The 13,036-nt window shown below is 60.0% G+C and carries 9 protein-coding genes; 2 read left to right on the top strand and 7 right to left on the bottom strand.

The window, feature by feature from the left end; translation table 11 throughout:
- Nucleotides 1-225: 225 nt before the first annotated feature.
- The 5 genes from tadA to G1C95_RS10280 all read right to left on the bottom strand — a co-directional run bounded on the left by tadA (nucleotide 226) and on the right by G1C95_RS10280 (nucleotide 5,574).
- Entirely contained in the window at nucleotides 226-687 is a 462-nt protein-coding gene (gene tadA / locus G1C95_RS10300) for a tRNA adenosine(34) deaminase TadA (RefSeq protein ID WP_417852270.1), read from the bottom strand.
- Between the two features lie 6 nt (nucleotides 688-693).
- Entirely contained in the window at nucleotides 694-2,766 is a 2,073-nt protein-coding gene (locus G1C95_RS10295) for a Na+/H+ antiporter (protein ID WP_169172848.1), read from the bottom strand.
- 208 nt (nucleotides 2,767-2,974) lie between these two features.
- On the bottom strand, nucleotides 2,975-3,799 hold the full coding sequence (locus tag G1C95_RS10290; RefSeq protein ID WP_169172847.1) for a sulfite exporter TauE/SafE family protein: 825 nt from the start codon (nucleotides 3,797-3,799) through the stop codon (nucleotides 2,975-2,977).
- 59 nt (nucleotides 3,800-3,858) lie between these two features.
- Complete coding sequence (locus tag G1C95_RS10285; protein WP_169172846.1) at nucleotides 3,859-4,617, bottom strand: alpha/beta hydrolase; 759 nt, start codon at nucleotides 4,615-4,617, stop codon at nucleotides 3,859-3,861.
- Nucleotides 4,618-4,689: 72 nt separating this feature from the next.
- Nucleotides 4,690-5,574, bottom strand: coding sequence for a hypothetical protein (locus G1C95_RS10280; RefSeq protein WP_169172845.1), 885 nt, complete (start codon nucleotides 5,572-5,574; stop codon nucleotides 4,690-4,692).
- Between the two features lie 464 nt (nucleotides 5,575-6,038).
- Here G1C95_RS10280 and dcd point away from each other — a divergent pair, with 464 nt between their 5' ends.
- Both dcd and G1C95_RS10270 read left to right on the top strand, forming a co-directional pair.
- Nucleotides 6,039-6,620 carry a dCTP deaminase gene (gene dcd / locus G1C95_RS10275; RefSeq protein ID WP_169172844.1) on the top strand — a complete coding sequence of 194 codons (582 nt, stop codon included), beginning with the start codon at nucleotides 6,039-6,041 and terminating at the stop codon, nucleotides 6,618-6,620.
- A 91-nt stretch (nucleotides 6,621-6,711) separates the two neighbouring features.
- On the top strand, nucleotides 6,712-8,166 hold the full coding sequence (locus G1C95_RS10270) for an FIVAR domain-containing protein (RefSeq protein ID WP_169172843.1): 1,455 nt from the start codon (nucleotides 6,712-6,714) through the stop codon (nucleotides 8,164-8,166).
- Nucleotides 8,167-8,440: 274 nt separating this feature from the next.
- Here the strand turns inward: G1C95_RS10270 and G1C95_RS10265 are convergent, their stop codons facing one another.
- Nucleotides 8,441-11,413 (bottom strand): cation-translocating P-type ATPase, encoded by a 2,973-nt coding sequence (locus G1C95_RS10265; RefSeq protein ID WP_169172842.1) that lies wholly within the window; start codon nucleotides 11,411-11,413, stop codon nucleotides 8,441-8,443.
- Nucleotides 11,414-11,628: 215 nt separating this feature from the next.
- Nucleotides 11,629-12,915, bottom strand: coding sequence for an MDR family MFS transporter (locus G1C95_RS10260; protein WP_417852273.1), 1,287 nt, complete (start codon nucleotides 12,913-12,915; stop codon nucleotides 11,629-11,631).
- Nucleotides 12,916-13,036 lie beyond the last annotated feature (121 nt).

The following is a 13,036-nucleotide window of genomic DNA, read 5'->3' as shown; positions in this document are numbered from 1 at the left end:
AGCGGTGCCGGTGAATACGTTGTTGTCACCGGTAGCGTTGATGGTGATGGTGTTGGGCATGTGTCGCTCCTTCGACGTTGAGGATGGAACCACTACTTCTGCCTTGATGGTATGTGAAATCGATTATGTTGCCCTGATGCTGCGTGTTGGTGAATCGAAGCAAGAAAACATTGATTCCGCGCCTATAACGCAATTCGCAAGCCATAGCGTGCGAGGGCGAGCGGACTACCGCCGGTGTCCAAAGAAGCGCGACAGCACTTGGGCGCATTCAGCTTCGAGCACACCACCGTACACTTCGGGGGCATGCCCGATGTGGGGGTCGCGCGGAATATCCCATATCGAACCGCAGGCGCCGAGTTTGGAATCCCATGCGCCGAACACGATGCGTCCGATATGTGTCTGTACGCAGGCACCCGCGCACATCGGGCATGGTTCGAGCGTAACGACCAGCGTACAGTCGGCAAGGTTCCAGCCGTTGTTCTTAGCGGCGGCCTGACGCATGGCAATAATTTCGGCGTGCGCCAACGGGTCGCCGTCAGCTTCGCGCGTATTGCGGCCCTGGCCGATGATCTGGCCGTCTGGCCCCAGCACCACCGCACCGACCGGCACGTCGCTATCTGCCGCCGCCTGTTCGGCAAGTGCCAGCGCCGCGCGCATTCCTTTGCCGTCCATAGATCCAAGATGCATGTCAGCCTAGATTCCCGAGTCGGCGTCGACCTGCATCACGTAGATGTTACGACGCAACGCACGGGCCTGCGGACGGGTGATGTCACCGGCTTCGAGCATGTCCTGAATCACACCCAGTTCGATAGCGTAGCTTTCGCGCTTCACGTCCTCGGCCTGGCTGATGGCCTGGGCGCTACCGCCCATGTTCGGGCGTGCTTGCAGCGAGGCTTCGGCGCGACGGTAGTCCAGCAGCAGGGCGGAGCAGTGTTCGGTGTTGTAGGTGCTGCGCCCCATTTCATCCACCAGTCGTTCGATAACATGGTGGATCGCCTCGACCTGCAGTTCGCGGGTGCGTGCGAAAATCTGATCTTCGCTCACCAGCGGCGTGGTGTGGCGGATTTTGGAGATGGTGCGTTTGGTGAAATTGCTCATCTGACGCTCCCACATGCGCATGCGGCCGCGAATCTGCGACACTGCGTGCCCGGAGGCGGGGTTGGTGTGCGTGTGGCGCAGCGAATTCATAATGTGGTCGAGCATGCGCTCCGATGCCTCGACGTCAAGCTCCTGCTGTGCCGGGTCGCTTGCCGGATGCGCTTTGACTTCGGCCAGATGATCGCGCACGAACTCCTTCTCCCAATGCAGCGCCTCGATTTGCAGGCGTTCCAATCCTTGCGGATCAAGTTCGCCGATGCGCTGCTTCAAACGGCTGATGCGCTTGGTGTACGAATCGATCACCATCAGCACCGCGCGACGGTTGTCCGGCGTGATGCGCCCGGTGAGCTCTTCAACGGTGGTGCGCAGCACTTCGATGGTAATCGGCACCAAAGCAGCCGACTCGTCTCCCCCACGATTCGGGGCGAGCAGCGGCAGCAAGAAGTTCGCCAGCATCAAGGTCAGCAGGATCACGCCGGAGGCGATGAAAATCAGTTCGTCGCGCATGGGGAATGGCGTGCCGGCGGATAGGGCGTAGGGAATCGTGAACATCAGGGACAGGGTGATGGTGCCTTTGGGGCCGCCAAAGGTCATCACCGCGGCCGAACGCCAGCGTTCAGCCGTCATTTTGCGACGTTTGCCGGTGTTGGTGTCGCGTGCCAAGCGCAGCATGGCCGCCACCCATACGAATCGCATCACAATCACCACGGCGCAGATCAGCACGATGATGCTGATAAGCATGTTGTTGCTGATATACGGATCGGACCAGCTGGCTCGCATGGCACGCGGCAGCTGCATGCCGAGCAGGATGAACACCGCACCGTTGAGGGAGAACGACAGCACACCCCACACCGAGGTGGACACAATATTCGTGCGCGCCACATTCGGTCCGACGCCGGTGCGATCGAATCGGACGAACAAGCCGGCGGCCACAACGGCGAGAATGCCGGAGAGGTGGAAATGTTCGGCACCCAAATACAGCAGGAATGGCAGGAACAGTTCCATCAGAATGCGCGAAGTGGTGGTTTCCAAGCCCAGCGAGCGCACGGTTTCAAACACCCAGTTCGCAGCCAAACCGATGGCAAGGCCGAAAATAGTGCCGCCGATGAACGAGACCACGAATTCGCCGGCGGCCTGCCCCACCGCGAATTCGCCGGTGAAGGCGGCGGCCAGCGCGAACTGGAAGCCCACGATGCCCGAAGCATCGTTGAATAATGATTCGCCTTTGAGCACGCTGCGTTGACGTTGGCTCAATGCGGCCTCGCGGCCCAAGGAGCTCACGGCCACCGCGTCAGTGGGGCCAAGTGCCGCGCCCAAAGCCAAGGCTGCAGCCAGTGAGATGGACGGCCATACGGCGTTGAGCGTGAATCCCACCGCCACCATAGTGGCAATGGCCAGTCCGATGGCCAACGACAGACTTAATCGCAGTGTGCCCAGCAATGCCGATTTGTCGATTTCATGGGCTTCCAGATACAGCAGAGGCGCGATGAACAGCACCATGAACAGTTCCGGATCCAACGCAACGTCGGGAAAGAATGGCAGGAACGCCAGTGCCACACCCAATGCAATCTGCACCAACGGAGTGGAAACACGAGGAATAAACCTGCCGGCGAACGAGCTCACCAGCACCGCCGCGACAATGCATAACACGAGCTCAAGTACCGCCATTGTCCCACCTTTCTCTCAGCCAAGACAAGTATATGGGGAACGCCGGGAAATTGCCGGAAATTACGCCGTCAGTTGCCGTGACTATTGCCTGTGTAGTGCCTCCGAACCGTGCGATTGTCGCCGAATATGCCAGTGGGCGGCCCGCCGCATGACGGACCGCCCACTCTATGTGATGTATCGAAACGTACCGATCGGATGGCACCTGCCGCTAGGCTGCCTTGGCGGCTTGGGCGGCCTTGGTGGCCTTCCATGCCACGAAAATACTGCGCAGCAGCAGTGCGGCCAGGTAGACGATGAACAGCATGGTATTCACGCTCGGGCTGGCGATACCGGCCAACCATGTGCCGAATGGTGTGATGCAGGCGGCGATGATGCCGATGATCAGCGCAGCCTTGGTGTGCACCATGCCACGCTTCACGTTGGCCACGGAAGTGGTGATGGCGTTGGGGAACATGGCCAGCAGCGACGTACCGCGGGCGATCAGATCGGAGGCATTGAACAGAATCGAGAGCGCCGGCACACAGATCGCTCCGCCGCCAATGCCCAGCAGACCGGCCAGTACGCCGGCGACAATACCGAACACTGCCATTTCGATGCCGGTGGCAACGTTCAGGTCGATGGCCGAATCACGCGAGGGCACGAACAGTGCCTGATTGATGATAACGAATACCAGGAACGCCACGAACACCCAGCGCAGCACCAGTTCAGGCAGTCGAGACAGCAGCCAGGAACCTATCTGCCCGCCAACAAACATGCCACAGAACACCAGCAGTGCGGCAATCCAATCAACGTGGCCGTTGAGGGCATAGGAAATCACGCCGGAGATGGAGGTAGGTACGATCGCCAGCATAGAGGTGGCGGCCGCATGCCGCTGGGTCAGTCCCAACCACACCAAGGCCGGTACGATTACCGTGCCGCCGCCGATGCCGAACAGGCCAGACAGGATACCGACTGCCACACCCACCGCAGCCATGATGGCAATGCCACGGGGAGATTCATCCAAATGATTCTCGTCAATCTTTGCTTCACTCATGGCCCCCAGTCTATGCCTACCACGACCGCGAATGATTGCGTCGTATCATCAGACTGCCGTCAGAGCACGCCGGAGGTGATGTCGTTGTCCAGCAGCCACTGGCGCAGATCGGCGAATTCCTCCAAACTGACGTTGTGGTCGAGGGCACGATAGCTTTTGGTTTTGAGCCACGTATGCTCCTCAAGCCATGCGGCGGCGGCGAACAATTCATACTTGGGAATCACCGCATCCCTTTTGCCGTACGCGTAGAACACCGGAATATCAAGATCTGGCAGGCGGTCATCAGCCGGAGCCGTGCCCGGCACCTGACCGGGCGCGTTAAAACCGGACAACGAAATCACCGCACGGTATCGCTCAGGATTGATACGCAGCAGATGCACGGCAATGGCACCACCCTGCGAAAAACCGAGAGGCACCACCGGCCGGTCGACGGCGATGTGTTCGCTCACCCATCGGTCGACGGCCTGGGCGGCGGCATAGGCGTCGTAATCCAAATCCTCACCAATCGGCAGGCAATCATGGAACCATGCGTAGTTGCCGGCCTCGCGACTGCCCTCCGGCGCTTCTTCCAGCACCAGCGGCCCACGTAATGCCACGAAATCGTTGTAGGGGGCGATCAGGCGCATCACATCCGCCATCTCCTCCTCGTTGGATCCCCAGCCATGCAGACACAGGAACAGCGGGTGCGTGGGATGCTGATCATATCCGCCGCGCGAGGTCAACACATGTTCCACGCTAAGAGGGTCTCCAAAACGACCGGGAACCACAGTGGCTTCACGGCCGACCAACGCTGGATTGCTATTCGCTGCTTCGCTCATACTTTCTCAATATATGCGCGCAATGTGCAGCCTCATACCCGTATGGGCATGATTTGCCTCACACTCGTGAATCTACTGAGCCGTAGCAGAGCTATCGGATCCAGCGGAATCCCCGGTATCTCCGGCATCTCCGGCATCAACTGTCGAAATACTGCCACCCCACTGCTGCTGCAATGCGCTGATGGTCGGCGCCTCGCCGAACACCGTCCAGCGTTCGCCGCTCAGCAGCCGCCAGTCGCCCTGCGCCTGCTCGTTGCCGGCGTTCTGGGCAAGCAGCGTGGAAATGCCGCTTTGCACCGGTATGCGGCCAATGGTCGCTGACGCTTCTGAATCGAAGGAGACGAAGGCCACACGACGATCCTCGCACACCTGCACAGTGATAATGCCGGGAAGACCTCCAGAATTCATACCCTGCCAGCCTGATTCACAGGTGCCCGCCACCTGTTCGATACCCTGTTCCATTTGTGCGGTGTTATCCACCGGTGCCACGTCACGTTCCTGCCGTTGCACCAAGCCTTCGGGGAACAGCACGCCAACGGCCACACCGACGGTAAGCAGCACAATCGCCGCCACCAGCGCAACAATGCCGCCGGCACCGACGCCGCCGTGTGTGGCGTAGCGTGGCATGGAGGCGCGTGCCGCAATCACCAGAATCATGGTGATTGCAATCAGTATCGCGCCGGCAAGCGCAATATAGCGGCCGGGCACCGACACCAGAAAGGAAATGGCGAACGGAGCGACTTCATGCACGGCAGAGGCAGCCGATACCAACACGGCCATGCAGCCTGTGAGCAGCGCCAGCTTGCGCAATAGTCGCGATGCAGGGCTGCTGGTTTTCAGTCGTGGGGTGCGGAAGCTGCCAATGCGTCCGCCGCTGCGTCGGCCGGTATGTCGCTGCGGTGAATCCTGGTATTCGGCACCCCCAAAGAAATCGTAATTCTCGTTGTTGTTGGTCATCGACGCCCCCTTTGCCGTTCACCCCAAGTCTAACGCGCTTATGCACTCGAAGCACTCATTCCAAGGAATGAATCAGCCCAATAAGTCGGTTCAACAAGTCAGCCCGCTGAACCAGTCCAACGAGTCGACGGATGTCAGACAAAAAAAGAACCCCGGTGGGGGGACCACCGGGGAGAGAAAGGAGAGAGAAGAAGAAAGGGGTTCAATTGTCGGGAACTGCTGCGGCTCCTGGCCAGCTTCTGTATTTCGCTGACATGTATTATGTAATCACCTGTTCCTGTGCTTATTGCTGTGTTTGTCTGAGAATAACCTGAAAGTTTTTTCTTGCCTTATCCTCCACTCCCCATCATGGCTCGATAGCCGAAGCGTATGGTTCGTAAGCTTCGTAAAGCAAGCCCTACTAGGCGGAAGAGGTTGGGTTAGACTTAGGGGCAGTATTTACCACGCATGCCAAGGAGTTTCATATGCTGCTGTCCGATCGCGACATTCTCGCCGCACAGGCCGAAGGCCATATTGCGATGGAGCCGTGGAGTCCCGAGATGGTGCAGCCCGCCTCCATCGACGTGCGTCTGGATCGATACTTCCGCTTGTTCAACAATCACGCCTACACCTATGTGGATCCGGCTGAGAACCAGGGTGCGCTGACTGAACAGTTCGAAGTCGCTCCGGACGAGCCGTGGATTCTGCATCCCGGAGAGTTTGCGCTGGGATCCACGTGGGAATACGTCAAGCTGGATCCGACCATTGCGGCACGTTTAGAGGGCAAAAGCTCGCTGGGCCGCCTTGGCATTCTGACTCATTCGACGGCCGGATTCATCGACCCTGGATTCGAAGGGCATATCACGCTGGAGCTGTCCAATGTTTCGACGCTGCCGGTTAAGTTGTGGCCGGGTATGAAAATCGGTCAGATGTGCTTTTTCCAGCTCAGTTCGCCAGCCGAGCATCCATATGGTTCCAAGGGCACTGGCTCGCATTATCAGGGCCAGCGTGGGCCGACGCCAAGCCGATCCTACGAAAATTTCTATCGCGCGCGTATCGACGATTAATTCGCGCCGCCTGCGCCATTGTCCGCAATCGCATAGTTATTTGTTCCACAGTGCGCGCAAGCATGTGTTCTCACCTAGGTAAGGAGCGTTCATGACCAATAGCGATGGTGGTTTTGATTTCGATTTCCAGCATCACGAGAAACGCAAGCAGCCTTCGGTGCCTCCCCTGCCGGATATGCCCACTGCAGTAACACAACCAACGCCGGCCGCCACTACGCCAACGCCAACAGCCGGTCAGGACGCTCACAATCAGCCGCAGTATGTGTGGGATCAGGCCACGCAGCGCTTTCTGCCGGCGGATCAGTCCGCGGCAACACAGGCCTTCCAACCGACCCAGGCTGCCGCGCCCACGCAGGCGATGCCGTATACGCCGGATGCCACACAGCCGTACACCTCCCAACCGTATGCTGCCGGCGCGCAATCCTCGACGGATCAGCCAACTGTCGCCGCAACCCAACCTTATGCCGCCGCACAGTTCCCCGTGGATCAGCCGACCATAGCCGCAACCCAGCCGTACACTTCCGGCGCTCTGGGCACGGCCCCAGCTGATTCGTCAAATGCTGCTGCAACCCAAGTGTTCTCGCCAGTCAGCGATGCCAATGCCAGCGCACAACCGCTGACTATGCCTCCTTCAATCGCGCCGATTGATCCTCTTGCCAACGATGGCTCGGATTCCAACGATGCGCCTCAGGGAAAGCGCAAGAGCGGCTCGAAGTCGAACACCGGCAAAATCGTCGGCATTGTCATCGCCGTTATCGTGGTACTCGCACTGATCATCGGCGGGGTGTTCTGGTGGCGTTCCAACGGCACCAAAGTCACTCAGGCTGCGGCGTTGGCCGAATGCCAGACGGCCGCGAAGCAATATGATGCCGCCAAAAAGGAACTGACCACAGCGGTGACCAACGGGCAGAGCGCCGCGCAAACACCTGCAGACCAGGTGACTGATTCCGGTACGCTCAGCACCCTGAACAACGCCCTGCAGAACGCGTCCACTCCAGCGGACACCACTGAATGCACCGCCACACTCACTGCTGACGAACTGAAAAAACGCGCCTCTGATATGCGCGACCAATTGGATACCGTCACCTCGCAGACGGACGCCATCAATGCCGCCGTTAAGGCCGTGGACGATTCCAAGAATTCGGCCAGTGTCAATGCACTGAAATCAACGTTGAGTTCGGCCATTGAGCAGGCACAGAGCACGCTGAATAATTCGGCGGGTACCGTGGCCGACGAAAATACGCGCACGGCACTGCAGTCCGCCATCGCCAGCGCGAATAGCGTGCTGGGCGGCGACAAACCTTCCGAAACGGATGTCAATAACGCGATTTCCGCACTGCAGAAGGCCGAGTCGGATGTGAACGCTTCGATTCAGGCCAAAACCGATGCCGAAGCCAACGCCAACACCAGCGATACCAATGGCACTGACACCAACAACGGCACTGATACCGACGCCAACAATAGCGATACCAATAGCAACGGCAATACTACAGATACCACCACTGGCACCACCGACGGCGAGACGGAATCCGGCACAACCAATTGATTGCTACTAGCTACCGGTAGCTATCGGGTTACGGTTGGCTGCCGCCCGCTACAGCCAACGAGAACCAGCTACTGTTCGCAGTAGTTGATGAGTCAGCCAGTGAGGTTCGTGAGCTGGCAAGCACCGTCCGGCAACCATCGCACCCGTCACCAATTCCACGCATACGAATGCCCCTCAGTGCGGAACTGAACCGCGCTAAGGGGCATTATCGTTATCTGGCTGTTAGTCAGCCTCTATTCGGTGTTCATTACCGGCGTTCGATAAAGGCCTGCAACTACTTCTTGGCCATCATCCTGAGCACCAGCTTGCGCAGCTCGGAGGCGACCAACACGAACGCGGCCAGACCGATGCATTCCAGCCATGCCATCGCCGACAGCGGCGTGGTGCCGAACGCGGAGTTGAGGAACGGTACGTAAATCACCACCAGCTGCAGTACGACAGAGATGCCGATGGCACCCCACAGCCACTTGTTGGAGAACAGACCCACGAACGCGGACTGTGCATGCGAGCGGGAGGCGAGGGCGTTGAACAGCTGGGCGAACACCAGAATCGTGAAGCCCATGGTGCGTGCCTCAACCATCTGCGCCTCATGTCCGAGCGCATCCACCGAACGGTCGGTGAACAGGCCACCCGACAGGTGCATATCCATGCCGATCAGCGTGACAGCAGCCATGATGACGCCGATGTAGATGATGTCGCCCCACATCGAGGCGTCGATCACACGGTCGGTGAGCTTGCGCGGCCTGCGGTTCATCACGTCTTCGGTCTGCGGGTCCACGCCCATGGCCAGGGCCGGTGCCGCATCGGTCAGCAGATTGATCCACAGCAGCTGGGTGGCCAGCAGCGGCACGGTGACGCCCACCGAATCCGGCTGGGAGATGCCGAGGAATCCGGCAAGTACCACGCCGAAGAACACGGTGAACACTTCGCCCACGTTGGAGCTCAGCAGATAGCGCAGGAACTTCCTGATGTTGTCGAAGATCACGCGACCTTCGCGCACGGCGGCGACGATGGTGGAGAAATTGTCATCCGCCAGAATCATCTTGGCGCTTTGCTTGGTGACCTCGGTGCCGGTGATGCCCATGGCCACGCCGATATCGGCAGACTTGACCGCGGGAGCGTCGTTCACACCGTCGCCGGTCATGGCCACGATATTGCCCTGACGTTGCAGCGACTCCACGATCTTGAGCTTGTGCTCGGGGGCCACACGGGCGTAGACGGACACTTCGGAGGTTGCCTTGTCGAATGCGGCGTCGCCCTTGGAGGCAAGCGCGTCAAGCTGATCGCCGGTCAAAGCCTTGCCACCGGACTCGATAATGCCCAGATCGGAGGCGATGCGTGCGGCGGTCAGCGGGTGGTCGCCGGTGATCATAACGGCGCGAATGCCGGCGCGGTGAGCTTCGGCCACGGAGTCGCGCACTTCGGTGCGCGGCGGATCGATAATGCCCACCATGCCGTTCCAAATCAGGTCGGTTTCGATGGCACCGGACTGTTCGGCGATGTCGGAAATCTGTCCGGCAGCGTTCACGGCGATGCCGGGAACCTCGGCCAGCGAACTGGTTTCCAACGGGCGATAGGCCTGTCCCAGCGTGCGGTAGGCCTCGGAGGAAAGGCGTTCCACGGTGGCGAGAATATCCTGACGATCGCCGTCGGTCAGCGGGCGCACATGGCCACCCACCTGAATGCGCGAGCAGTAGCTCAGCAGCACATCGGGCGCACCCTTGGCGAACACCGTGAGCTTGCCGGAATCGGCGTCATCCTTGGCAACGATGGCCATGCGCTTGCGTTCCGAAGTGAACGGAATCTCGGCGACGCGAACGTAATGCTTTGCTTTGCGATCGGCCTTCACCTTGCGCGCGGCGACAACCAGCGACACTTCGGTGGGGTCGCCCACGATGTCCCATGCGCCAGGCTTGTCGCCTTCGCGCAGTTCGCCATCGTTCGCCAGCGTGCCGGCGATCAGGGTGGCGGTGACTTCGTCGCGGATGGCCATGCCTCGTTCGGATTCGCCGTCCACGCCGGCCGGCAGCACCATGCGGCCTTCCGGCGCATAACCAGTGCCGGTGATCTGCACTTCGCCGGATGGCGTGACCACACGCTCGACGGTCATCTCGTTGCGGGTGAGCGTGCCGGTCTTGTCCGAGCAGATCACGGAAGCGGAACCGAGGGTTTCCACCGAATGCAGTTTCTTGACGATGGCATTGTGCGCGGCCATGCGTTGCACGCCAAGAGCCAGCACCACGGTCAGAATCGCAGCCAAGCCCTCCGGCACGGCGGCCACAGCCAGTGAGACGGCCAGCAGCAGCGAGTCGATAACGTCGTGGATGTCATGGAAGCCTTCCATGATGGCGAGCGCCGCCAGCACCACAACGGCGATGATGCACACCGCGATGCCCAGAATCTTGGAAACGTAGTCCATTTCCTTCTGCAGCGGGGTTTTCTCGTCTTCGGTGGCGGACAGCATGTCGGCGATTTTGCCGACCTGCGTGTTCATGCCGGTGCCGGTCACGATGGCGCGGCCGGTGCCTTGGGTGACGGAGGTGCCGTTGAAAATCATGTTGGCGCGGTCGCCCAACGCCTTGGCCTGTGCCAGGGTTTCGGGTTTCTTGCCTACGGGCACGGATTCGCCGGTCAGCGAAGCTTCTGCAATGCGCAGGGACGCCGCGGTTACCAAGCGGCCGTCGGCGGAGACGGAGTCGCCTTCGGCGAGCACGATGATGTCGCCGGGTACCACATCAGCAGTATTGATACGCACCACTTTGCCGTCGCGCAGCACGGAGGTTTGTGGCGCAGTCATTTGCGCCAGCGCTTCAACGGCGGCTTCGGCCTTGGCTTCCTGAATATAGCCAAGCACGGCGTTGACGACGAGGATCAGCACAATTACCAGCGCATCGAAGGGCAGCGCCTCGCCACCTTCGGCACCGGGGGCGGTGTTGGCGCGTTCAATGAACCATGCGATCACCGAAATCACGGTGGCCGCAAGCAGCAGGTAGACCAGTGGATCCTGGAACTGCTGCAGGAACTTCTTCCACTTGGGCACGGGAGGTGCTTGGGCCAGCTCGTTCGGCCCGAATTTCTCACGGCGGCGCTTGGCCTCCGCCTCACTTAAACCGACATTGGGGTCGACGTTCAGAGCCTTGGCCACATCGGCCACATCGGTCAGGCTGGGGTCGGCATCGGCCAGCAAAGCCTGCTGGGCCGCAATGCCCTTATCGACAGTCGATTGATCGTTGCTGTGATCAACCATGGTAATCTCCTTGAGATTGCCGCGGAGTAGTCAGCCCGCTTGATTCGGCTGTGGCCGCGCCCCTTCCGCGCCACCACAACCTCGTCGCGCTGCTGCGCGGTTGTGGGCACCGGCGCAAACGCCACCGATGCATACCTGCCCCATTATTCCACACCTTGGTTTGCACTCGGCGTAACCTGCGCACCTATTCGCGCGACATCTCAAGTTTTATAGCCTTATACGTTGATTTCCTTCAGGGTGCGGGCGGCACCACGCTCCCGGGAGGCCTTGGACAGCGCAAGACCGACGGTGACGATAACCAACACCACAGTGCAAGCGATCCACAGGCTGCGGCCACCGAAGCCGCTGATCACCCATCCGCCAACCAACGGCGCCAAAGCGATGGAAACCGACCACAGCACGTTGTAGACGCCCTGGTAGGTGCCGCGCGCGTCCGCCGGGGCCATTTCGGCAACCGTGGTAGTGGCGATTGGGAAAGTGCCAAGCTCACCAAGTGTCCACAGCACCACAGCAAAGGCGAAACCGACCCATGAGTGCGCGAAAATCTGCACGGCATAGCCGATCGCGGTAACGGCAAGCCCGGCCACCAGCACACGGGCGTTGCCCATGCGGGCGAATAGTTTCATTGCAGGAATCTGCAGCAGGCATAGCATGCCACCGTTGATGGTCAGCAGAATCGAATACTCGCCGGTGCCCATGCCCAGCTCGGTCATTGCGATGGGCAGGCCGGAGGTGGATTGGAAGTAGACAATGTAGTAGCCGAACATCAGCACGGCAAACAGCATGAACGGGCCATCGCTCAAGGCGCGAATGTAGTTGCGCGCCATGGATACCTTGGCCGGCGCATTATCCGTTGTATCGCCGGCCGTATCGCCGGCACGCTCCTGGCGCGCCTCTCCGGGTTTCGGCAGCGACAGCCCCAGATGGCGGGCTTCGCGGAAGAACGCAACCAGCAGTATGGCAACGGCGACCATCACCACCGCTTCGACGTAGAACATCAGCGCATACGACACCTTAACCAGCTGGTTGGCGATAATCGGGCCGATAGCGTAGCCGAAATTGATGGCCCAGGATTGCAGCACATATGCGCGCTGACGATTCGGGGCCGGCACCACGTCAGCGATATAGGCGGCGATGGCTGGGCTGGGCAGCGAGGCGAACACGCCATAGACGAACAGCGCCACGCCCAGCGAGATTGGTTCGATCAGGAACGCCATGGTCAATATCGCGACGGCGGCACCGATTTCACCGATGATAATCATTGGCTGGCGGCCGAATCGGTCGGACAACGCACCGCCGAACAGGCAGCCGAAAATGGAGCCGAAGCCATACATGGACACAACCGTGCCAACCACGCCCTCATCGATATGCAGAGCGGATACCAAATAAATCGACAGGAACGAGGTGACGAAGCGACCCATCCACAGGATTAGCAGTGCCAGCCACAATCCCCAATACAACATTGGCAGCCCGAACAGGTTGCGCGTGGTGCGCAGCTTCATAGTCGCTGCCGCCTTGCGCGTATTCGTCGCCTTATTCCCGGTCATGGTCGTCACCGCCTTGCATCGCTGTCAAGCAAACCAACCAGACCACTATACGCGTAGGACGCTCCGCATGCGCGGA

It is taken from the genome of Bifidobacterium oedipodis (assembly GCF_012932425.1).
Taxonomy (GTDB): domain Bacteria; phylum Actinomycetota; class Actinomycetes; order Actinomycetales; family Bifidobacteriaceae; genus Bifidobacterium; species Bifidobacterium oedipodis.
This window is presented reverse-complemented; position numbering and strand designations above follow the sequence as displayed.

Coding starts and splice junctions, on each gene's coding strand:
- G1C95_RS10295 (WP_169172848.1), bottom strand. CDS start 2,766: ATGGCGGTACTTGAGCTCGTGTTATGCATTGTCGCGGCGGTGCTGGTG.
- G1C95_RS10290 (WP_169172847.1), bottom strand. CDS start 3,799: ATGAGTGAAGCAAAGATTGACGAGAATCATTTGGATGAATCTCCCCGT.
- G1C95_RS10285 (WP_169172846.1), bottom strand. CDS start 4,617: ATGAGCGAAGCAGCGAATAGCAATCCAGCGTTGGTCGGCCGTGAAGCC.
- G1C95_RS10265 (WP_169172842.1), bottom strand. CDS start 11,413: ATGGTTGATCACAGCAACGATCAATCGACTGTCGATAAGGGCATTGCG.
- G1C95_RS10260 (WP_417852273.1), bottom strand. CDS start 12,915: ATGAAGCTGCGCACCACGCGCAACCTGTTCGGGCTGCCAATGTTGTAT.
- tadA (WP_417852270.1), bottom strand. CDS start 687: ATGCATCTTGGATCTATGGACGGCAAAGGAATGCGCGCGGCGCTGGCA.
- G1C95_RS10280 (WP_169172845.1), bottom strand. CDS start 5,574: ATGACCAACAACAACGAGAATTACGATTTCTTTGGGGGTGCCGAATAC.
- dcd (WP_169172844.1), top strand. CDS start 6,039: ATGCTGCTGTCCGATCGCGACATTCTCGCCGCACAGGCCGAAGGCCAT.
- G1C95_RS10270 (WP_169172843.1), top strand. CDS start 6,712: ATGACCAATAGCGATGGTGGTTTTGATTTCGATTTCCAGCATCACGAG.